Origin of the sequence: Pantoea phytostimulans (genome assembly GCF_046118715.1) — a bacterium.
GTDB classification, from domain to species: domain Bacteria; phylum Pseudomonadota; class Gammaproteobacteria; order Enterobacterales; family Enterobacteriaceae; genus Pantoea; species Pantoea phytostimulans.
On record NZ_CP173701.1, the window covers coordinates 70385 to 90931 of the forward strand.

The following is a 20547-nucleotide window of genomic DNA, read 5'->3' on the forward strand; positions in this document are numbered from 1 at the left end:
GGTTTAAATTTCGAGAGGCTAATTATGATCCCTTCTCAGCGCCAGAAGCTCCTTATGCAGATAATCGATGAACGTGAATACGTCAGCATAAATTATCTGACATCACACTTTGGCGTTTCTCACATGACAATTCGTCGCGATATCGCCGAGCTCGGAAAACATCAGAAGGTCAAGGCGGTTTCCGGTGGGGTGCGTAAAGCTGGAGTTGAAAGCACAGAACTTCCACGTACGTTCAAAGTGAACATCGCGCGCGATGCTAAATCGGCAATTGCGAGATCAGCAGCCAGCTTAGTTAACTTTGAAAAAGTGATTTATCTTGATGCCGGTACTACCTGTTACGAGATAGCCCGTGAACTTGCTGCCCGACATGATCTCGTCTTTATTACCAATGATATCGAAACAACGAGTCTTCTTATCAAGTCAACGCGCTCAGAAGTTTACTTTGTTGGTGGGAGAATTGATAAAGAGAATGGATCATCTGTTGGCTTATTGGCCTCAGAAACCCTCAGTAAATTTAATATCGATCTTGCGTTCATTTCCGCTGCGGCATTCAATGCCACAGGTATTTCTTCAAGTGATGAAAACAAATCTCAGATCAAAAAGAGCGTTTCGCAAGTTTCCTCAAAGAGTGTTCTGGTGGCCGATGCATCAAAATATGGGCTGATCTCACTCCATAAATGCCTTCCTCTTAATAAGTTCGAAACACTAATCACAGATAATCATCTGACAGACAATGCTCGCGAGAAACTTGAGACATGCGTCTCAAATATCATCATTGCTGAATTGGATGTGAATGATTGAATTCTATTTTGTGAAATCATGTGATAAATTAATTATCAATGAATATTGAGGCATCACCCTTCCCCTAACACATTGATATAAAACGCACATCATTTATTTTCCATATCTCCATTTCGACACACCACCTTCACACATAAAAAATTAAAATTCACAATCCTAAATACTCTTTTTTGCAATGCCACCCACAAACCTCATCTGTTTTTTCTTTTAATTTCCATTCAAATCACAACTTATTTAACAGCGTGTAGCCAGTCATTAAACTTTATATTTAGTTATCTCTTAACTTAATTTTCCATTCCAGACTGCCCGCTTCTGGCGGGGCGTCTTTGCTTATTGTAACGCCAGACAGATAACGCTATGGAGCACTTAAAACATGTCTAACTCAGTCGACACACCTTCAGGAGTGAACTGGAGTATTGGGGGGTTCTTTCGGTTAATCGCGAAGAATCTCTATTTGCAGGTTGTCATCGCAATGGCAATCGGGATCTTGTTAGGTCACTACTACCCAGCACTTGCTGCTGAAATGAAACCGTTTGGTGATGGATTCATTAAGCTAATAAAAATGACCATCGGCATGGTCATTTTTTTCACTGTCGTGTCTGGCATAGCCAACATGCGCAACTTTAAAGAAGTAGGCAAAATTGGCGGTGTGGCGCTTATCTATTTTGAAATTGTGTCTACTATTGCGCTTCTGATCGGCATGGTGGTGGCGCATGTTCTTCAGCCTGGTGCCAGTTTTAATGTCGATCCTGCCAAGCTCGATGCGAGCCAAATTAGCCAATACGTTACAGCCTCTCACACAGGCGGAATGGCTGACTTTCTGCTCAGTATCATCCCGAAAACGCTCCTGGGCGCTTTTACCGGCGACAGCATTCTGCCCGTTGTATTTGTCTCTGTGCTAATGGGGTTAGTGCTGGGGCGGATGGGTGACAAAGGGAAGCCGTTGCGTGAGTTCGTCGATGCAGGCGCGGAATGGATCTTTGGCATCATCAACGTGATCATGCGCTTCGCGCCTATAGGTGCCTTCGGTGCAATGGCATTTACGGTAGGAAAATTTGGTGTGGCATCGCTCAACTCCCTGCTGGTGCTGATTGTTTGCTTTTACATTACAGCTGCACTTTTTGTTTTTGTCGTACTGGGCACGATTGGACTCAAATATGGCTTCAACATTATGTCTGTACTGCGTCACTTCAAAAGCGAGCTGTTGCTGGTGCTGGCCACATCATCTTCTGATGCCGCATTACCATCCGTGATGCGTAAGCTTGAAAATCTGGGTTGCCGACCTGGTACAGTAGGCTTAGTTGTCCCTTCAGGCTATGTCTTCAACTCCGATGGCACCAACATCTATCTCACCATGGCCATCCTTTTCTTAGCACAGGCAATGCATGTCGACTTAACCATCTGGCATCAATTGATGATCCTGGCGGTTGCAACGCTCACCACAAAGGGTTCAGCAGGAGTCCCCGGAGCAGGTTTTGTCTCGCTCGTTGCCACGCTTGCACTGGTGCCTGAGATCCCGCTGGTAGGCGTCACCATGTTACTGGGTATTGATCGCATCATCAGCGAGGGCCGCGCCATCGTGAATGTGATTGGGAATATTGTGGCCACACTCGTGATATCTAACCGCGAGAAAGAAATCACTGCTCAAAGCCTGAAGCTGGCCATGCAACGGGAAAAACACAGCAAATCTCAGCCTTCTTAATCTGTCATTTATTCCAGAGGTAAACATGACGACTGAAAATGATGTACTGGTTTCAGAAAACCACTTAACCGCGTTTTGTACGCAAATTCTGGAGAATATTGGTGTTCCTTCTGATGATGCCCGCATTGTGGTAAAAAACCTTGTTGAGGCAGATCTGCGTGGGGTGTATTCGCATGGTGTTGTGCGTTTTCCGATATACGTCAAAAGGATCCTTGACGGCGGAACCAATCCCAAAGCCAGCATGAAAATCCTGCGTGAGACCCGCACTACCGCCGTAGTGGATGGCGATAATGGACTAGGTCACCTTGTTGGTGTTCAGGCTATGCAGCTTGCTATCGAGAAAGCAGCCGAAGGCGATTGTGTTTTTGTTGCCGTGAAAAACAGCAACCACTTTGGTGCAGCAGCCTATTATACCGAGATGGCTGCGCGACATAATATGATAGGTTTTTCCTTCACCATTGGTGCCATTAATCACATGACGCCTTGGGGGGGTGCCGAAGCCATGTTGGGAAACAATCCGTTCTCAGTGGCTTTTCCAACGCGAGAAGATTTCTCCATTGTGCTGGATATGGCATGCAGTATCGCAGCGCGTGGTAAAATTATTGTTGCCGCGAAAGAAGGCAAACCTATTCCTGAAGATTGGGCAACCGGGCCTGATGGCTTGCCCACCACAGATGCGGTAGAAGCACTGAAAGGCTTTGTCACGCCATTAGGAGGACCTAAAGGGTATGCTCTGACGTTAACGGTTGGCTTGCTGAGCACCCTGCTATCCGGGGCCTTCTTCGGCAGCGACGTCGGCGATCTCTATGAGAAAACATCAACCGCGCAGAACAGTGGTCACCTGTTTGGTGTATTGCCCGTGGCCTCTTTTGATGATCTGGACAGCTATCTGGATCGTATGGATAAGGCGATATCAGATATGCGAAACGCGAAAAAAGCCACCGATGTTGAGCGTATTTATCTGCCCGGAGAGCGCGAATATTTGTCCCTGTTAAAACATCGTCAACAGGGCATTCCACTCGGGCAGTCGCTTTACCGGGAACTGGCTGAACTCGGGCAAGCGCATGCGCTCCGCCTGAGTCGAATCGCATAGCGCGTCTGGTTTCATCAGCCCGGGGATATTTTCTCCGGGCTGATAGCGCTAACGGCTCAATGTGAGATGTTTGATCAATGCTGATGCGCCCGCATTTAACGCATTACCGTTGGCCCAGGCGATCCATAGCTGCCGAAACGACCAATGGTCTTGCAATTTAATGATGCGCAGCCCCCTCTCCTTAGCGATTCTTATCACTGCGGAGCGTGGCAGGATAGAAATTCCCAAGCCTGCTTCAATAAGACTTATGGCAGCGTCGAATGAAGCCACCTGGAAGGGGATATCCAGACTTTTACCTTGAGAAACAGCCGCATCCTTGATGAGATCAAGAATAGCGCTGCCATTATTCAGTCCAATAAAGCAGTGGTCAACAATCTGGGAGAACTGACATTCATCACCTAACTCAGGCATGAACGACGCAGGCGCAATGATCACTAACTGATCGATACGATAGGTTTTTTTCTCCAATCCACGCGCATCAATATTGCCAGAATAAATCCCCACATCAATGTCGCCATGATTAAGCGCTTTAATAATCTCCACACTTAGTCGCTCCTCCAGAAGAATTTTCACATCTGGATGTAGACTCTGGAACGCAAAGAGATCTTTTGGAAGAAATTGAACAATGGAAGACGTGTTTGCCCAGACACGAATATTTTCATTAATGCCTATGACATAGGCATTCATTTGCTGTGTCAGGATATCTACGCTAGCAACCACAGATTTCGCTTGCATCAGAATCGATTCACCGGCCGGCGTAAGCTGCAATCCCTGTGGACGCCGTTCGAACAGACGCTGTCCAATCAACTTTTCCAGTTCATTTATTCTTTTACTCACGGCAGAAAGTGTCATGTAGACATGTTCAGATGTCTGCGTCAGGCTACGCGTATGTGCAGCCAGAACAAAAATTCTCAGTGTGATAAGATCCAGGCCGCTGACATTGACCAACCTTGACGCTCCTGACGTAAGTTCATGCATTAACGATAAATAGTGCAAACAATATGATTCAGAGAGTATAACAACTGACTCTGTATAAACAGCGCTCAGCTTGCCCGTTGCTATAGAGCTCCAATCAGATATAACCACGACGTGGAGCCAAAATACCGTTCAGGTAGTAATTGCCAATAGCAGCGTATTTCCAGCGAACCGGATCATGCAAAGTATGCGTGCGGGCATTCCGCCAGTGACGATCAAGATTATATTGGGCAAGTGCTGCCTGTGCACCAGCATGTTCTATAAGCTTGGTACTGGCATTCAAACACAATTCTGTTGAAAGCGTTTTCACTTCCGCAACGGCAATTGACGCTTCGGCCTGAGGTGCAGGGTGCCGTTTGATCTCATCTACCTTTTCTGCCGCATCCATGATCATTGTCTCTACTGCATGTAACTCCGTCATAAGCGCACCATAATCTGCCAGTAATAACGTGTCTTTAGCGGCACTGTCGACATCACTGTCGATCCAGGGACGTGAACGCGTGAGCACAAAGTGACGACAATATTTCAAGGCAGCACGCGCAATACCTATCTGGATAGCAGCATGGTAGATCTGAGAATAGGGCCCCAGTCTCGTGGGCGAATCGAAGAGCGACTGAAAAGGAAGGATATGTGTGCTGACCACCGGCACATTATCCAGTGTCGCGCTTCCGCTGGCAGTGGTGCGTTGCCCCATGGCTGTCCAGTCATCATGCAGTGTCAATCCGGGGCTATCTTTAGGCACATAAGCCATATGCTGAAAGCCCTCGTCATCTTTGACGAAGATGGCCAGCCAATCACACAGTAAGGCTCCGGTACAATACGCCTTAGCGCCATTGATGTGATATCCCGCAGCGGTATGCGTTAACAGCGTATTTCGGTGTGCGGCAGAGGCGGTTTTACCCTGAGTTTCAGCCACCGCATTCCCAAACCGTTCTCCTCTTAGCACTTTAGCGAAGAACGTCTGCTGCTGCTGCTGATTACCTAATAGCCTAAAACACTCAACTGAATAGAAATGCGTCTGCGGAATTTGTGCGATAGAGGGGTCGGCTTCACTGAGCGCAATCACAATCTCTACCAGCGTGCGTGTGCTAACATCTGAACCACCAAACGCTTTAGGTACCGTGATGCCCAAGATTCCACTCTGAGAAAGGATGTTAAGTTCACTGGCCGGCAGCGTGCGTGTCACATCGCGTTCAGATGATGAGGCGGCAATCTGCCCGACCACCTCTTGTATCACTGCCAACGCATCCTGCTCAGAACGAATAACATAGGCAGGTAGCATCTGAGATGGCATCTTATTACGTGAAAGGTCAATCATCTCTGGCTCCAGTTAGATAAAAGAGTGGCGCTGCGGGTATTCATTATTCAGCCAATAATTGCCAACGATTTTGTATTTCCAGCGAATAGGATCGTGCAGCGTATGGGTACGTGCATTACGCCAGTGCCTGTCAAAGCCCAAATGGCCTAAAGCAGAGCTAGTGCCAGCCAGTTCAAACAATTTTTGTGACGCATCCAATGCGATTTGCGTGGTCAAAATTCGTGCTTCGGCCACAGCAACGGATATGTCGCCGCCATTTTTGCCGTGACACGTTGGGTGGTGAGCGCATCCAGCTTTTCTGCTGCCCGGCTTAATAAAGCACGTGCAGCTTTATATCTGACAGAAAGCAGTCCGATGGCAGAAACGATGTAGGGATCTTCACCCGCGGTTTCTTTGCCACTGTCTATCCATGGACGGGAGCGTGTTTTAATGAAAGATTGCGTATCTCTGAGGGCAGCTTCTGCAATGCCTGCATCAATAGCAGCATGTAAAATCTGGACAAAGGCGCCCTGCAATGACAACTGATCATCATAGAGCGTATGTGCTGGAAGGATCTGCGACGCCTCAAGTACAACCTGATCAAAGGAGACACTACCACTCCCGGTAACGCGTTGGCCAAAACCAGTCCAGTTATTGTGCAACGTGGCACCTTCACTATGGGTTTGCACAAATAACCGGGCCAGATGCCCCTCTTCGTCCAGAGCCAAAACCTGTAGCCAGTCCGAAAACTGCGCACCGGTACAATAGTATTTTGTGCCATTCAGCAGATAAAAATCTCCCTTCGCCTGGAGGGTCGTTTTTATATCCCGCGCATGTCGGGTATCACGCTCAGAGGTCGCACTCCCAAAACGCTCACCCGCCATTACACGCTCGAAATAGCGTCGTTTTTGCGGCTCTGCCCCCAACGTCTTGAGCGTATTAATCGCACCAAAATAGGTGACAGGAATCTGACCAATAGAGGGATCGGCAATAGAAATCAGACGAATAATATCGACCAGCGTCGAAACCGCGATATCCGCACCGCCGTATTCAGCAGGCAATGTACAGCCCAATAAGCCAGATTTAGCAAACAGGGCCATTTCGACGTCAGGTGGAATGCGTTGCTCATCACGTTGGCGAGCTTCCAGGGCGTACTGTTCCGACAGCGCCGTTGCCACGGCCACGGCATGTTTATCATCTCTGATCACATTGCGGTTAGCCGTTTGGGAATGAGATTGACGATGGGGTAACATGTTTACGCCATCCTTATGCTGGTTTTCTGTGAATATTGAGCGCAGAAAAGGACTGTCTGACAGGCATAATCTCTATGGCATTAACGTTAATATGCTCGGGAAGAGTGGCGATCCAGTAGACCGTTTCTGCAATGTCCTCAGCACTCAGTGCCTTAACATTTTCATAGCGTTTTTTGGCTTCTTGCTCATCACCTTTTAAACGTATGGTGGTAAATTCAGTGCCGCCAATTAAACCGGGTTCAACATTGGTCACTCGGATATCGGTGCCAATTAAGTCAGCACGTAAATTCTGGCTGAACTGTTTAACAAAAGCTTTTGAGGCACCATAGACATTGCCGCCTGGGTAAGGATATTTTCCGGCTACTGAACCAATGTTGATGATATGTCCACGGTTACGTTCGACCATACCCGGCAAAAACGTGTGCGTGAGCAGACTCAACCCGGTGATATTGGTATCGATCATACTTACCCAGTCTTCAGCGTTGGCCTGCTGCGCTTTTTCAATGCCTAATGCCAGACCAGCATTGTTGACCAATACACTGATCGATGAGAATGCTTCAGGAATCGCATTGAGAATATCAGGATAAGATGATCGATCAGCAACATCATGCTGAATGGGGTAGAAACGCTCACCTAATTCAGCGCGAATTTCATCTAAACGCGCCTGGCGGCGACCTGTGCCAATAACATTATGTCCTGCGGCGATGAAACGTCGTGCTATTGCCAATCCAATTCCTGCCGTCACGCCTGTCACTAATATAGTCATCATATCCTCCTGTTTGTTTCCCGCATTTTGGTGGAACCCAAACTTCAAACCACTGGAGAGATAATCAAGCCGTATTTCCCTTTCAGAAAGTAGTGAGCGAAAAACAAAATCTTTCTGAAAAAAATTCTTTTTTATTATCTTTTATATAAAACGAAGAGAAAAAGTTATTAAAAATGCCCTCTTACTGCATTTTTCGCATTAGCTTATGCTGAATACATCATATGCATTAGTAAATGCTTAAAAATACTTTAGCCACATCGAACAACTCCAATAACGTGTCGGAAGTTCATTACATCGCAGGAATTACAAAATGACTTTTTTGACTAAAAAAAAACAAGCTTTAGCTTTTTTGGTTATGAGTTACGGCGCTATGGCCGGTTTAGCTCATGCTGCTACACCAGAAAATGCATTAGTCGTTGCAAAAAATCTTGAGGACGTTATCACTCTTGACCCTGCCGAAGCCTATGAAAACACAACAGGCGAAATCATTAATAACAGCTATTCTCGTTTAGTTCATCGCGACAAAACGGATGCCACTAAAATCGTTGGTGATGTGGCAAAAAGCTGGGCGGTTTCCGATGATGGAAAAACTTACACCTTTACACTTAATTCGAATGAGGAATTCCCCTCAGGACGTAAAATTAGTGCTGACGATGTGGTTTACTCTTTACAGCGTGTCATTCTGTTAAACAAAACACCCGCTTTCCTGCTGCGTAATTTCGGGTGGAATAAAGATAATATCCAGAAGAATGTCGAAGCGGTTGACGGAAAAGTGGTATTACACATTCAGGATGCGATTGCTCAACAACTGGTGCTGCAGATTCTGGCTACATCCGTCACGTCCATCGTTGATGAAAAACTGTTAGAACAACATACCAAAGATAATGATTTTGGTAACGGTTGGCTGCGCACGGCCTGGGCCGGCAGTGGTCCTTTCAGTATTCAAACCTGGCAACCCAAACAGGCTATCGTACTGGAAAAAAATAATCATTATTATGGCGACAAAGCTAAAATTGAGCGTGTTATTTTCCGCCATGTACCTGACAGCAGTACCCAGGCTCTCTTATTAAAGAAAGGGGATGTTGATTTAGCCTACAATCTCCAGCCCGATCAGTTAAGTGATTTAACGAAAGATAAGAACTTTACTACCGTTGACACACTTAAACTGACCCAAATTTATATGCCTCTGAATCAGAAAGTGGATGCATTAAAAAATGAGAAAGTCCGTGAGGCATTGAAGTGGCTCATTGACTATCAGGGAATTGAAAAAAATCTGCTGAAAGGCCAATGGGTAGTCCATCAGTCCTTTTATGGTATTGGGCAGCGTGGCGTCATCACAGAGAACCCGTATCATTTAGACGTCAGCAAAGCGAAAGCCCTGCTTGATGAAGCGGGCTATAAAAATGGCTTTGCACTCAAAATGGACGTGGAAAATACCTCGCCTTATCCGGATATAGCGCAGTCGATTCAGTCCACGTTTGCCCAGGCAGGCATTAAATTGCAGCTAGTCACCTCTGATCGTCGTCAGGTCGTCACTGAATACCGTGAACGTAAACATCAGACTATTCTGTGGCATGCGTCAGTGGATTATAACGACCCTAATGCCTCCGCGGCAGATTACGCCTATAACATCGGCAACAGTGAGGCCTCGACCAATCGTAACCGCGCCTGGCGCAGCAGTTGGATTAACCCCGATATTAACAAGTTGACTGACACTGCCCTGCACGAAAAGGACGAAACAAAACGTATTGCGGATTATCAACAACTGCAGCGCGAAATGTGGAAAGTGTCACCGTATATCTTCCTCTTCCAGCAAAAAGAGCGATTAGCGACTAATACCCATGTACATAACCTGATCACTGGCCCTAATTACGATGCCACGATTTACAACTACGTGGTTAAACGCTAAGTGAGATGAGTAAGCTGATGCCTGTAATTAAACGACTTGGCAACAATGTGGCAATCTTCCTGAGCACAGTAGTCGGACTGCTGTGCTTCACCTTCCTGATCGGAAAACTATTACCCATCGACCCGGTATTAGCGATTGTGGGTGAGCATGCCAGCGCCGATGTTTACGCTCAGGAGAAAGCAAAACTGGGGTTAAATGATCCCATTCCGACACAATTTTTCCACTACCTGGAAAAAGTGGTGCATGGCGATCTGGGCACGTCCATCACTACCGGTAAACCGGTCTTGCACGACGTTTTGCTCGCGGTTCCTGCTACGGTTGAGCTCGGCACAGCGGCCATGCTGATTGGCCTTGTGTTAGGTATACCTTCCGGCATTGTGGCCGCAGTCTATCGTAATAAAATCCCGGATCGGTTGATCCGGGTATTAAGCATTTTCTCGCACGCGGTGCCAGGATTCTGGCTGGGTCTCATCTTCCTGCTCATTTTTTACTTAGAGCTGGGATGGGTACCCGGTCCGGGTCGCATAGATATTGCCTATCAATACAGCATTCCTTTGAAAACAGGTTTTCTGCTCTATGACACCCTGAGTGAAGGCGATATCGCCGCCTTTAAAGATGCTGTTGCGCACCTCATTCTGCCTTCACTGGTATTGGGGCTGGCAAGTGCTGCCTATCTTTGCCGTCTGACGCGAGGTTACATGATTGAGGCCCTCACGTCGGAATATGTCACTACCGCTCGCATGAAGGGTATGCCAGAGCACGTGGTTATTCTGCGTCATTGTCTGCCCAATATTGCCGTTCCTTTAGTGACGTCGACTGCACTGTGCTACGTACACCTGATCGAAGGAGCCGTCTTAACGGAAACCATTTTTACCTGGCCAGGCCTGGGCCTCTATATCACACAATCCATTTTCAGCGCCGACCTACCTGCCGTCATGGGAGCTGTGACCTTTATTGGCATCTTTTATTTAGTCGTGAACAAACTGGTAGATGCGCTCTATCCACTCCTCGACGCCAGGATAGCTAAAAAATGACCTATGAACCTGACATTGATCGTACTGAGCCTGTGGCCATAAGCGATCCCGCTCTGCCAAGGCTGATTAGCGTTCGCCAGCGCGTGAAAAACGCGTACAAGATTTTGACGAGCAATAGCCTGTTACTCTCTGGTACGTTGATTTTACTGGTGACCGTTTTAGCCGTGGCCTGTGCAGGCTGGATCAGTCATGCCAATCCGATACTGCAATCCTTGAGCCACCGCGTTGAACCGCCTTCCGCTGAACACTGGTTCGGAACAGACCAGCTCGGACGCGACATGCTTAGCCGGGTGTTATACGGCGGACGCGCCACGCTGATCATCGTTTTGTTTTCCGCACTGGCGATTGCACCGGTGGGATTATTGGTTGGGATACTGGCGGGTTATTACGGCGGCGTGATTGATACCCTGTTTATGCGCATTACGGACATTTTTTTTGCGTTCCCACGCCTGGTGTTAGCGTTGGCACTGTCCGCGGTGTTAGGAGCAGGCCTGTTTAATGCCGTGTTTGCGATCGTCATTAGTGCTTGGCCGCCCTATGCTCGCCAGGCGCGTGCCGAGGTGTTAACCATTATGGAAATGGACTTCATCAAAGCCGCACGCCTCTCTGGCGCTTCTGACATGCGTATTATTGTGCATTACATTCTGCCACTCTGCGCCTCTTCTGCTTTTATTCGCCTGGCACTCGATCTGTCGGGCATCATTATTATTGCTGCCGGTCTGGGGTTTCTTGGATTGGGGATTCAACCGCCCACACCTGAATGGGGCGCGATGATTTCGGAAGGCCGTGAATACATTTCTACCGCGTGGTGGATATCGCTGTTTCCCGGTCTTTCGATCCTGTTGATGAGCGCTGCATTCACCCTTTTAGGCGATGGCCTGCGCGATACCTTCGACCCGAAAAAGGAGCTGTCACAACATGACCAGCCCACTACTTGAACTGGAAAAACTGTCGATTGCTTATCAGAATCGAGGCGTAGTCAACGAGGTCAGCCTGACACTTAGCTACCAGCAAAAGATCGCTATTGTAGGGGAATCAGGATCGGGGAAAACGCAGCTCGCCCGTGCGATTGCAGGTATTTTGCCTGATCAGGCACAGGTCACCTCACAGAAGTTCCTATTTGCCGACCAGAATGTGACGGCCTTGAACCGCCGTGCGCGTCAGGCGATGCGCGGAAGACAGATTGCGATGATTATGCAGGATCCGCACTATTCACTGAATCCGGTCATGCAGATAGGCGAACAGATCGCGGAGGTTTATCGTTATCATTTTGGTACTCCACGTCAACTCGCCAGGCAGAAAGCCCTGGAATCACTGGAAAAACTGCATATCAAAGACCCGGAGAAAATTTTTAAATCCTGGCCGCATCATATCTCCGGGGGGATGGGGCAACGTGTGATGATTGCGATGATGATGGCTGCATCACCCAAGCTGTTAATTGCCGATGAGCCCACCTCATCCCTGGATGGCTCAACCGCTTTGCGCGTGATTGAGGAGCTGGACCAGCAGTTTAAACAGCATGATATGGGCATGATTTATATTACTCATGATCTCGATCTTGCTACCCAGTTCTGTGACCAAATCATTGTGATGTACCGCGGCAACATCGTGGAAACGCTGGCGGCAAAACGCGTAGATGAAGCTCAGCACCCTTACACGCAAGGACTCCTGAAATGCATTCCCCGAGCAGGCCAGATGCCGGATCGATTGCCGACCTTAAAAGAAGGAACCTTTGCATGACGAGTCATAACGTGCTGTCGATTGAAAATGTCTCATTGCGCTATGGCGACAAAACAATATTGCAGGATATTAATTTTGCCCTTCCTCAGGGAAAAAGCCTAGGCATCAGTGGTGAATCGGGTTCTGGAAAGTCAACACTGCTGAAAATTGTCATGGGGCTGCTCACACCTGACAGTGGCACCATCGAGATTGATGGTACGGCGCGTAAGCCAGGGCAAAAACTCAGTGCGTTTTCACAGCGTGTTCAGATGGTGTTTCAGGATCCCTTTGGCGCACTGCATCCACGTCACACTATTCGAAAAATTCTGGCTGAACCTTTGGTGATCAATGACATCAAGCATGATGACGCAGATATCATCTCGACCCTGCAGGAAGTCGGTCTGAATCACAGTTTTTTGCACCGTTATCCGCATCAGCTTTCTGGGGGCCAGAGACAACGTGTCTCAATTGCACGCGCGTTAATTTTAAAACCCAAACTAGTTGTTCTTGATGAGCCGACTTCCGCGTTAGATGTTTCAGTACAAGCTGAAATACTCAATCTGCTGAAAGATATTAAACAAAGCCATCATATTAGCTATCTATTGGTGAGCCATAACCCAGCCGTGATCGAGTTTTTGTGTGATGAGGAAATGCACTTAAACAAAGGCCACTTTAGCCGCGTGAATTAGATAAAATCCCCGGAGTTTCCTCCGGGGATTTTATCTATTGTTTAATCGCTTCATCGTACAGAGTTGAGTCGCTAGGACCGGTAATCAGATTTTTTACTTTCGTATTAATTGCCAGGCGCTCTTTCTGTTGGAATAAATGTATGAACGGGGCAACCTTCCACATCTCGCGTTGTAACTGCTGATATTCCGCAATACGTTTGGCTTTATAAGGCCTTATCCGTAAGCTGGTTGATATTGTTATCAATCCAGTTGCTACGCCAGGCACGATTACGATTCGTGGAGTTGGCGCTGTTATCAACGTTATAGGCAAAATCTGATGCGGATACATTAGGATCGTTATAGGAGCCCGATGCATGCCACAAAATAGTCTGATGTTTACGTTCACGGTATTCGGTGACGATCTGACGGCGGTCTGAAGTGACCAGCTTAAGCCGTATTCCCGCTTGTGCAAACGTGGACTGAATCGATTGCGCGATATCTGGATAAGGAGCCGCATTCTCAACGTCCATACGCAAATCAAAGCCATTTTTATACCCGACTTCCTCCAGCAATTTTCTCGCCCGAGCAACATCCAGATGGAAAGGATTTTCAGTCAGGGCGCCCGGTTGGCCAATACTGATGAAAGACTGATGCTCGACCCATTGTCCCTGAAGTAGATTTTTCTCAACGCCCTGATAATCAATGAGCCATTTTAATGCCTCGCGCACTTTTACATTTTGCAAAGGCACATCTGTCTGGTTCAAAGGCATATAAATTTGGGTGAACCGCAACGTGTCAACGGTAGTGAAATGCTTGTTTTGCAGCAATTTTGTTAACTGGTCGGGCTGCAGATTATTCGCCACGTCAACATCACCTTTTTCCAGCAGCAGCGCCTGCGTGCTGCTGTCGGCGACGTGTCGGAATATAATGCGCGCCAGATGTGCTTTATCACCAAAATAGGTGGGATTGCGTTCAAGCACGATAGCTTGTTTAGGTTGCCAGGTTTGAATACTAAAGGGGCCACTGCCCGCCCAGGCGGTGCGCAACCAGCCATTGCCATAGTCATTGTTCCTGGTATGTTCCTCCAGCAATTTTGCATCCAAAACCGAACCCGGTGCCGAAGCAAGAATTTGTAATACCAGATCGGAAGCAATACTGTCTGCGATATGCACGACCACATTATTCCCGTCAGAATAGACATTCTGCAGGATGTTTTTGCTGTCCCAACCAAAGGTTTTCAACAGGAAGTAAGGTGTTTTATTGAGTAAAATCACGCGGCGCAGCGAATATACGGCATCATCTGCAGTAATGGCGCGGCCAGAAGGAAAATGCTCACTAGGCCGAATAGTGAACGTAAAGGTTTTCCCATCATCGGAGACTTTCCAGGAGGACGCAACGTCACCTTCAATGGTGGCAGGATTTTTCGGATCGCGTCGTACCAGACGTGAGTAAGCATTATTAAGAATTTCGCTGGTGCTATTTTCATAGGCCTCAGCAGGGTCAAGGGTGATGACGTCTTCTATATTTTTCGCCACCACTAATGTATCCGGAGGTGTGGCACTCTGCACCCATGACGAGAAGAGTGAAGCCGTGATTCCCGCTAAAAGTAATGCCAGCGGTTTTCGTTTTAATTTTTTATTAGTCATGATCCTTCCTGTGAGTTTTATAATGCATAGCCCCCACAGGTTAAAAACGGCGCGCAACAGAGATAAACGACTTTTTTGCATAAGCATTATCATTAGATGATTTACAGAAAAGCTTTGCCAGCAAATGAATATGCGAACGGAGAATACCGCTAAAATCAGGGGGGCGATGCTTTTTTTGATGGTAATTTCCCTTTTTATCCTGCTCATTATAACCCGAACGCCCTTATTTCCTTCACAGAAACCCGCATTGACATTGCATCAACAGGTAGCCATTTCATTCACCTTCAGAAAGGGATAATTTATTTTTGACAAACTCAATGTTGCTAATAATGACTCACCCTTTTCTGAATTATTCGCCTTGTTGAATATCAGGGATATCAAGAGCGTTTGATAGCAGACCACAACTATCTGGAGTGTAACATGTGTGCATTATCTCTTTCGGCGCGTTCAAATCCTCCGACCGATAAAGAACTTCTGGATGTATTTCGCCCCGTATTTAAACGCATCGCAGAAAATGCCATACAACGTGAAATAGATGGACGTCGTCCTCTTGAAGAAGTGAAATGGCTTCGTGAATCCGGTTTTACCGCCGTACGCGTGCCTCGTGAATACGGTGGATTGGGTGCCAGCTTACGTCAGCTTCATTTGCTATTAATCGAACTGGCCGCCGCTGATTCTAACCTGTCTCACGCACTACGCGTACAGTTCCGCTTTATTGAAGGGCATCTAAAACAGCGTGATACCCCATGGAGCAGTGGCTGGTTGAAGAAAATTGCCTCTGGCGTCGTGATTGCAGCGGGAAGTGCTGAGCGTACCGGTCAGCATGGTAAACCCTCCACGCGTGTCACGGAGTCAGACGGTAAGTTCTATGTGAACGGCGGAAAATATTACTCTACCGGTTCCATTTATGCAGACTACCTCTCCGTTACCGCCACTAACGATCAGGATGAAGTTGTTACCGTTCTGGTGCCTGTTAATGCACCGGGCGTAGAAGTCATCGATGACTGGGTAGGATTTGGTCAAAAGTCCAGCGGCAGCGGTACTGCGATCTTTACGAATACCCTGGTCGATAAAGAAAATATTATGCCCCCCGCTCGCGGTACGGGAGGTCACTATGCGCATGTGCAGTTATCTCACCTCGCGACGACTGCGGGCATTGTACGTCGTGCAACGGATGAAATCAGTGAATTTGTGGCCACACGCCACCGCACTTATAACCAGGCAAGCGCACAGGTCCCTGCCGACGACCCCCTCGTGCAGTCTGTCATCGGCCGTGCCGATGCCGCCGCTTATTCTCTTAAGGCGCTGGTGCTCCAGGTTGCCGGTCAACTTGATGAGCTGGCAGACGCCCGCTATGCGCAACATCGTGGTGACACGTCACTGACGCAGCAGGAGATTGATCAGCTGGAGAGAGATGCAGGTCTTGATACCTATCGCGCGCAAACGGTGGTGTTTGATGTTGCCCTACGCGTCACGAATGAGATCTTCGAGGTGGGCGGTGCTTCTGCCATCGATCAACGCCGCCATCTGGATCGCCACTGGCGCAATGTTCGTACGCTTGCCTCACACAATCCTTTGATTTATCGCCATCGCCAGCTGGGCGAGTATCGCCTGAAAGGCACATCACCTTTTGATAAAAAAGATAAGAGCAAAAATTTGGCCAGTGAAGACGCGGGGCTCGGGGTTTAGCGCCCCCTGCTGAGGAAACACAGTGATGAGTACACGTCAGCTCCATCTCAATTTATTTATTTTTGATACCGGTCATCATGAAGCCGCATGGCGGATGCCGGAGTCCGATCCCCATGTCAATGTCAATGTAAAGGCCTATCAACACCTGGCAAAACTGGCCGAAGAGGCCAAATTTGATTCGCTGTTTTTGGCCGACAGCCCGGCAATGATGGGGGAACCAGGACGACGCCCAACGGCACGTCTTGACCCCACGATCCTATTGTCTGCTATCGCTGCCAGTACGGACAAGATTGGACTGATTGCCACGGCTTCCACCACCTATAACGCGCCCTATGAACTGGCACGCCGCCTGAGTTCACTGGATCATATCTCTGCCGGCCGCGCAGGGTGGAATATTGTGACCACCTCAATTAAAGAGGCGGCGCGCAGTTTTGGTCTCCCGTTCCACCCGGGGCATGCGGAGCGCTACGATCGTGCAGATGAATTTGTGCAGGTTGTGACGCAGCTCTGGCAATCCTGGCAGCCGGATGCAGTCATTGCAGATAAAGCAGCGGGTATCCATGCCATTGCCAGCAAAATCAAAGAAGTTAAGCATCACGGCGAACATTTTTCCGTTGAAGGCCCGCTGAATATCTCCCGTAGTCCACAGCTTTACCCGGTGCTGGTGCAGGCGGGTTCCAGCGAAGGAGGGAAAGCTTTTGCCGCGAAGTGGGCGGAAGCGGTCTTTACGGCCCAGACTACGTATGAAGAGGCACAGGCCTTTTACACGGAGCTGAAAACAAGGGCAGCCAACAATGGCCGAAATCCGGATCATCTGATCATTATGCCGGGTGTCGTGCCGGTTGTTGCCGACACGCTTGCCGAAGCGCGCGAACTTGAAGCCGAGCTAAATGCGTTAATTATTCCTGAATACGCGTTGAACAAGCTTGCGAGTGTGCTGCAGATCCCGGTGGACGATCTGCATCTGGACCGCCATATTCCTGACAATCTGCCGCCAGAGGCGCTGGTTGAAGGCGCACGCAGCCGCAGAACGCTGGTGGTCGAACTGGCCCGACGTGAAAATCTGACCGTACGGCAGCTGATTAAACGTCTGGGAGGGGGCCGTGGTCACTGGACGCTGGTTGGAACGCCGACACAAGCCGCTGATGCCTTACAACACTACTTTGAGCAAGGTGCTGCCGACGGTTTCAATATCATGCCGGCACTGTTGCCATCCGGTCTGACGACCTTTGTGAAGCAGGTGGTACCCATTCTGCAGGAACGCGGTTTATTCCGCCGTGAATACAGTGGCAGCACATTACGTGAACATTATGGCCTGCCCCTTCCGGCAGAACATCGTTAACTCATCTCTCTGAGGTCTGTATGTCAAATAATCTCCGCCTCGGCGTTGAACTGCCGGGAGAGGACCTGCTTCGTGCCATTGTGGAAGGCAACCACCTCGTTACGCGTTATTTAAAGCAGATCAACCCTGCCTATCTGTTTATCGGTGGTGAGCGTAGTACCACGCTGAAGGGCGTATCGCCTAACCCGGGCATTGTTGCTGGCTGGCTCTCACGCAAGTTAACGCAGACAGGGTTCGTCATGGCCGCGTCATTTCAACGCGATCATCCTTTTAATATTGCGCGCCGCGTTGCCTCCTTTGATCACATCAGCCAAGGGCGCACAGGCGTGGCGATTAGCGCGCAGGATCCGGCGCAGGCGCTGGGAATCAATGCACAATCATCGTGGACGACTGCCCCGCTGGATGCCCATGCGGTTGCCGATGGCATGTTAGCCATACGCAAACTCTGGCGCACCTGGCCACGTGAAACCTTGTCCGCTGATCCCGCGATCTCTGCGCAGGCGGTGGTGCGTTATGCCCACCATCAAGGAGTTTTCCCGACCTCTGGTCCCCTCAACAGCCCGACCACGCTACAGGGAGAGCCGTTACTATTTTGGCGTGTACCCACGTCGCCCTACCGGGAAGAACAACGACAGTGTGTGGCAGAGGCCGACGCGGTGATCGTGGATTTCTCCGATCTTGAAACCTTCACTCACTGGGCTACCCCACAGCTTGACGCAGCACGTCAGCACGATGAACCGATTCAGCTACATGTTCGCCTCCCGTTAAACGCGCTGAAACAGGACAACCTAAATCTTCTGGACCAGCATCCGGATGTCACTGCCCTGGTCATCTACGCCAGCAGCGATGCACTGCCGGATTTGGTTGATCATATGGTGACCATCCCACGTCTCAGAGCCTTGACCAGCTATAGTGCATCGGCAAGTTCACTGCGTGAGGTGCTCGGCATTACGCGACATGCTGAACCTAATCTACAGGACAACGCCCCCGCATTTGCCGCTAAAAACCCGGAGCCAGCATGAAAAACAGCACTGCACGTAAACTGATAATTAACGTTAACGTTCTGGACTTCGGTCATTCGGGCTCGGCACGTGCTTATTCTGGACTTCCCGCCGACACGGTGATGTCGGCAGATTATTATGCGCGACTCGGACGTATCGCAGAGCGGGGTACCTTAGACGCTTTCTTTCTGGCGGATCACCCCTCTCTGACTAACGACCCACGCAGCAGCCGTGGAGCAAGAGCACTGGAGCCCACCGCGATTCTCACCACGGTCGCAGAAGCGACAACGCATCTCGGTTTGGTGGGTACGCTCTCTACCACTTATAATGATCCGGTTGAACTGGCAGATCGTTTTCTGACCCTCGATCATATCAGCGGAGGGCGCGCGGCATGGAATGCTGTCACAACCTACAGTGCGGCCACCGGGCCTAACTTTGGCGTAGAGGTGAATCCCGATCGTGAAACGCGCTATCGCCGGGCAGAAGCCTTTGTTGATGTGGTAGCACAGCTCTGGCGTGCCGCTTATTACGGGCATGATGTCAACATTAACAATCAAGACTTTCAGGTGTATGGCCGTCTTGCTTTACCGGGATCAGCACAGGGTTACCCCCTGTTCATTCAAGCGGGAGGATCGGATCAGGGTCGCTCGCTGGCGGGTAGAACCGCCAATGGGGTATTCGCTGCGGAGATGGTGCTTTCAGCTGCGCAGGAACATTATCAGTACGTGAAAAATGTGGCGGTAGCGCACGGCAGAAAGCCTGAAGAGATTGCGATTCTACCCGGTCTGGTCACGGTGATTGGCAGTACCCAGGCTGAAGCCGAAGCGCGCGAACTGGCTCAAAAGTCTAAAGAGCCAGGTGATTATGAAATTCGTCGCCTGAGTGAAAAACTGGGCTTTGATTTATCCCAGGTTGATCCCGATGATCCTTTGCCTCAGGAAGCCATTTCGGACTACCCTGACCCACAACTGTTTAAAGGTTCGATGGGCTTCCGTGAAGCCTCTGTGCGTTTATTGCGTGAACGCCCTTACACCGTGCGGGAAGCGGTATCCGCCCTAGCGGGTAGCGGTCACAAGCGTATTGTAGGCACTCCGAAAGCCATTGCTGACTTTATGGAAGAGTGGTTCTTATCGGGTGGTGCGGATGGCTTTAATCTGATGCCAGATATTCTACCGAGTGGCCTGGAAGATTTTGTCAACGAAGTCGTGCCGCTTTTAAGAAAGAAAGGTATTTTCCGCCATGAGTATGAAGCCAAAACACTGCGAACACGTTGGAATATGCCGGTTGAGTAAAAAGCCACACTGACAACCTCTCCTGAATATTGCGTACACAGCGCCTGATAAAACGGGCGCTCATCCAGCAGCATGTATGCAATTAATGAAACTTAGTAATCATACCCGTATTTATACCACTCTGCCCTTTTCACGCGCACAGAGAAAGCGAAACAACCTGAGAAAATGGCATAGCGTTGAATGAATGTGGCATGGATAGCTTCCATAAGATCGCTGCGCAGACGATCAACGGTTACCGTATATTCATGGTCGTTAAATTTTTCCTTATCGTAAATGCTCACTGCGCCTTCCCATCTCAAAGATGATCTCGAGTAGCTATGGCGTTTAGAGAGCGCTAACCGTCCTTTTTTAAGCGCGACA

19 protein-coding genes are annotated in these 20547 nt (G+C 48.9%); 12 read left to right on the plus strand and 7 right to left on the minus strand.

Going from position 1 to position 20547, the window contains the following annotated elements; genetic code table 11:
- Positions 1-24 precede the first annotated feature (24 nt).
- From ACF2G4_RS22750 to ACF2G4_RS22760, 3 genes are all read left to right on the plus strand, one after another.
- The gene (locus tag ACF2G4_RS22750; RefSeq protein WP_409076584.1) at positions 25-801 is read left to right on the plus strand and encodes a DeoR/GlpR family DNA-binding transcription regulator; all 777 of its coding nucleotides are present in this window, start codon (positions 25-27) and stop codon (positions 799-801) included.
- Between the two features lie 373 nt (positions 802-1174).
- On the plus strand, positions 1175-2503 hold the full coding sequence (dctA, locus tag ACF2G4_RS22755; protein WP_409076585.1) for a C4-dicarboxylate transporter DctA: 1329 nt from the start codon (positions 1175-1177) through the stop codon (positions 2501-2503).
- A 25-nt stretch (positions 2504-2528) separates the two neighbouring features.
- Positions 2529-3596 carry an Ldh family oxidoreductase gene (locus ACF2G4_RS22760; protein ID WP_409076586.1) on the plus strand — a complete coding sequence of 356 codons (1068 nt, stop codon included), beginning with the start codon at positions 2529-2531 and terminating at the stop codon, positions 3594-3596.
- Positions 3597-3644: 48 nt separating this feature from the next.
- Here the strand turns inward: ACF2G4_RS22760 and ACF2G4_RS22765 are convergent, their stop codons facing one another.
- From ACF2G4_RS22765 to ACF2G4_RS22785, 5 genes are read right to left on the minus strand one after another with little or no spacing between them, the layout of a single operon-like run.
- On the minus strand, positions 3645-4682 hold the full coding sequence (locus tag ACF2G4_RS22765; protein WP_409076587.1) for a LysR family transcriptional regulator: 1038 nt from the start codon (positions 4680-4682) through the stop codon (positions 3645-3647).
- Positions 4669-5889, minus strand: a complete 1221-nt coding sequence (locus ACF2G4_RS22770) for an SfnB family sulfur acquisition oxidoreductase (protein ID WP_409076588.1) — start codon at positions 5887-5889, stop codon at positions 4669-4671. Before ACF2G4_RS22770 ends, ACF2G4_RS22765 begins: the two co-directional genes overlap by 14 nt.
- Positions 5890-5901: 12 nt before the next feature.
- Positions 5902-6105 (minus strand): hypothetical protein, encoded by a 204-nt coding sequence (locus tag ACF2G4_RS22775; protein WP_409076589.1) that lies wholly within the window; start codon positions 6103-6105, stop codon positions 5902-5904.
- Complete coding sequence (locus ACF2G4_RS22780) at positions 6102-7121, minus strand: acyl-CoA dehydrogenase family protein (RefSeq protein WP_409076590.1); 1020 nt, start codon at positions 7119-7121, stop codon at positions 6102-6104. Before ACF2G4_RS22780 ends, ACF2G4_RS22775 begins: the two co-directional genes overlap by 4 nt.
- 13 nt (positions 7122-7134) lie before the next feature.
- The gene (locus ACF2G4_RS22785; protein WP_409076620.1) at positions 7135-7887 is read right to left on the minus strand and encodes an SDR family NAD(P)-dependent oxidoreductase; all 753 of its coding nucleotides are present in this window, start codon (positions 7885-7887) and stop codon (positions 7135-7137) included.
- Positions 7888-8197: 310 nt separating this feature from the next.
- Between ACF2G4_RS22785 and ACF2G4_RS22790 the strand changes: the two genes are divergently transcribed.
- The 5 genes from ACF2G4_RS22790 to ACF2G4_RS22810 are packed head-to-tail and all read left to right on the plus strand — an operon-like array spanning position 8198 to position 13238.
- On the plus strand, positions 8198-9796 hold the full coding sequence (locus ACF2G4_RS22790) for an ABC transporter substrate-binding protein (protein WP_409076591.1): 1599 nt from the start codon (positions 8198-8200) through the stop codon (positions 9794-9796).
- 17 nt (positions 9797-9813) lie between these two features.
- Complete coding sequence (locus ACF2G4_RS22795) at positions 9814-10830, plus strand: ABC transporter permease (RefSeq protein WP_409076592.1); 1017 nt, start codon at positions 9814-9816, stop codon at positions 10828-10830.
- Positions 10827-11768 (plus strand): ABC transporter permease, encoded by a 942-nt coding sequence (locus tag ACF2G4_RS22800; RefSeq protein WP_409076593.1) that lies wholly within the window; start codon positions 10827-10829, stop codon positions 11766-11768. Before ACF2G4_RS22795 ends, ACF2G4_RS22800 begins: the two co-directional genes overlap by 4 nt.
- Positions 11749-12570, plus strand: coding sequence for an ABC transporter ATP-binding protein (locus tag ACF2G4_RS22805; protein ID WP_409076594.1), 822 nt, complete (start codon positions 11749-11751; stop codon positions 12568-12570). Before ACF2G4_RS22800 ends, ACF2G4_RS22805 begins: the two co-directional genes overlap by 20 nt.
- Entirely contained in the window at positions 12567-13238 is a 672-nt protein-coding gene (locus ACF2G4_RS22810; RefSeq protein ID WP_409076595.1) for an ABC transporter ATP-binding protein, read from the plus strand. The genes ACF2G4_RS22805 and ACF2G4_RS22810 overlap by 4 nt, the downstream gene beginning before the upstream one ends.
- 203 nt (positions 13239-13441) lie before the next feature.
- Here ACF2G4_RS22810 and ACF2G4_RS22815 read toward each other — a convergent pair whose 3' ends face one another.
- The gene (locus tag ACF2G4_RS22815) at positions 13442-14863 is read right to left on the minus strand and encodes an ABC transporter substrate-binding protein (RefSeq protein WP_409076596.1); all 1422 of its coding nucleotides are present in this window, start codon (positions 14861-14863) and stop codon (positions 13442-13444) included.
- A 420-nt stretch (positions 14864-15283) separates the two neighbouring features.
- Between ACF2G4_RS22815 and ACF2G4_RS22820 the strand changes: the two genes are divergently transcribed.
- Genes ACF2G4_RS22820 through ACF2G4_RS22835 form a run of 4 tightly spaced genes read left to right on the plus strand, consistent with a single transcriptional unit; the run spans position 15284 to position 20187 of the window.
- Positions 15284-16552: an acyl-CoA dehydrogenase family protein gene (locus tag ACF2G4_RS22820; RefSeq protein ID WP_222213755.1), complete on the plus strand. Its 1269-nt coding sequence runs from the start codon at positions 15284-15286 to the stop codon at positions 16550-16552.
- Positions 16553-16577: 25 nt separating this feature from the next.
- Positions 16578-17894, plus strand: a complete 1317-nt coding sequence (locus ACF2G4_RS22825) for an LLM class flavin-dependent oxidoreductase (protein ID WP_409076597.1) — start codon at positions 16578-16580, stop codon at positions 17892-17894.
- A 20-nt stretch (positions 17895-17914) separates the two neighbouring features.
- Positions 17915-18916 carry a hypothetical protein gene (locus ACF2G4_RS22830; protein WP_409076598.1) on the plus strand — a complete coding sequence of 334 codons (1002 nt, stop codon included), beginning with the start codon at positions 17915-17917 and terminating at the stop codon, positions 18914-18916.
- On the plus strand, positions 18913-20187 hold the full coding sequence (locus ACF2G4_RS22835) for an LLM class flavin-dependent oxidoreductase (protein WP_409076599.1): 1275 nt from the start codon (positions 18913-18915) through the stop codon (positions 20185-20187). The genes ACF2G4_RS22830 and ACF2G4_RS22835 overlap by 4 nt, the downstream gene beginning before the upstream one ends.
- A gap of 92 nt (positions 20188-20279) precedes the next feature.
- Here the strand turns inward: ACF2G4_RS22835 and ACF2G4_RS22840 are convergent, their stop codons facing one another.
- Positions 20280-20468 carry a hypothetical protein gene (locus ACF2G4_RS22840; RefSeq protein WP_409076600.1) on the minus strand — a complete coding sequence of 63 codons (189 nt, stop codon included), beginning with the start codon at positions 20466-20468 and terminating at the stop codon, positions 20280-20282.
- Positions 20469-20547 lie beyond the last annotated feature (79 nt).

Coding starts and splice junctions, on each gene's coding strand:
- ACF2G4_RS22810 (WP_409076595.1), top strand. CDS start 12,567: ATGACGAGTCATAACGTGCTGTCGATTGAAAATGTCTCATTGCGCTAT.
- ACF2G4_RS22750 (WP_409076584.1), top strand. CDS start 25: ATGATCCCTTCTCAGCGCCAGAAGCTCCTTATGCAGATAATCGATGAA.
- ACF2G4_RS22835 (WP_409076599.1), top strand. CDS start 18,913: ATGAAAAACAGCACTGCACGTAAACTGATAATTAACGTTAACGTTCTG.
- ACF2G4_RS22795 (WP_409076592.1), top strand. CDS start 9,814: ATGCCTGTAATTAAACGACTTGGCAACAATGTGGCAATCTTCCTGAGC.
- ACF2G4_RS22805 (WP_409076594.1), top strand. CDS start 11,749: ATGACCAGCCCACTACTTGAACTGGAAAAACTGTCGATTGCTTATCAG.
- ACF2G4_RS22785 (WP_409076620.1), bottom strand. CDS start 7,887: ATGACTATATTAGTGACAGGCGTGACGGCAGGAATTGGATTGGCAATA.
- ACF2G4_RS22760 (WP_409076586.1), top strand. CDS start 2,529: ATGACGACTGAAAATGATGTACTGGTTTCAGAAAACCACTTAACCGCG.
- dctA (WP_409076585.1), top strand. CDS start 1,175: ATGTCTAACTCAGTCGACACACCTTCAGGAGTGAACTGGAGTATTGGG.
- ACF2G4_RS22815 (WP_409076596.1), bottom strand. CDS start 14,863: ATGACTAATAAAAAATTAAAACGAAAACCGCTGGCATTACTTTTAGCG.
- ACF2G4_RS22770 (WP_409076588.1), bottom strand. CDS start 5,889: ATGATTGACCTTTCACGTAATAAGATGCCATCTCAGATGCTACCTGCC.
- ACF2G4_RS22800 (WP_409076593.1), top strand. CDS start 10,827: ATGACCTATGAACCTGACATTGATCGTACTGAGCCTGTGGCCATAAGC.
- ACF2G4_RS22830 (WP_409076598.1), top strand. CDS start 17,915: ATGTCAAATAATCTCCGCCTCGGCGTTGAACTGCCGGGAGAGGACCTG.
- ACF2G4_RS22790 (WP_409076591.1), top strand. CDS start 8,198: ATGACTTTTTTGACTAAAAAAAAACAAGCTTTAGCTTTTTTGGTTATG.
- ACF2G4_RS22780 (WP_409076590.1), bottom strand. CDS start 7,121: ATGTTACCCCATCGTCAATCTCATTCCCAAACGGCTAACCGCAATGTG.
- ACF2G4_RS22820 (WP_222213755.1), top strand. CDS start 15,284: ATGTGTGCATTATCTCTTTCGGCGCGTTCAAATCCTCCGACCGATAAA.
- ACF2G4_RS22825 (WP_409076597.1), top strand. CDS start 16,578: ATGAGTACACGTCAGCTCCATCTCAATTTATTTATTTTTGATACCGGT.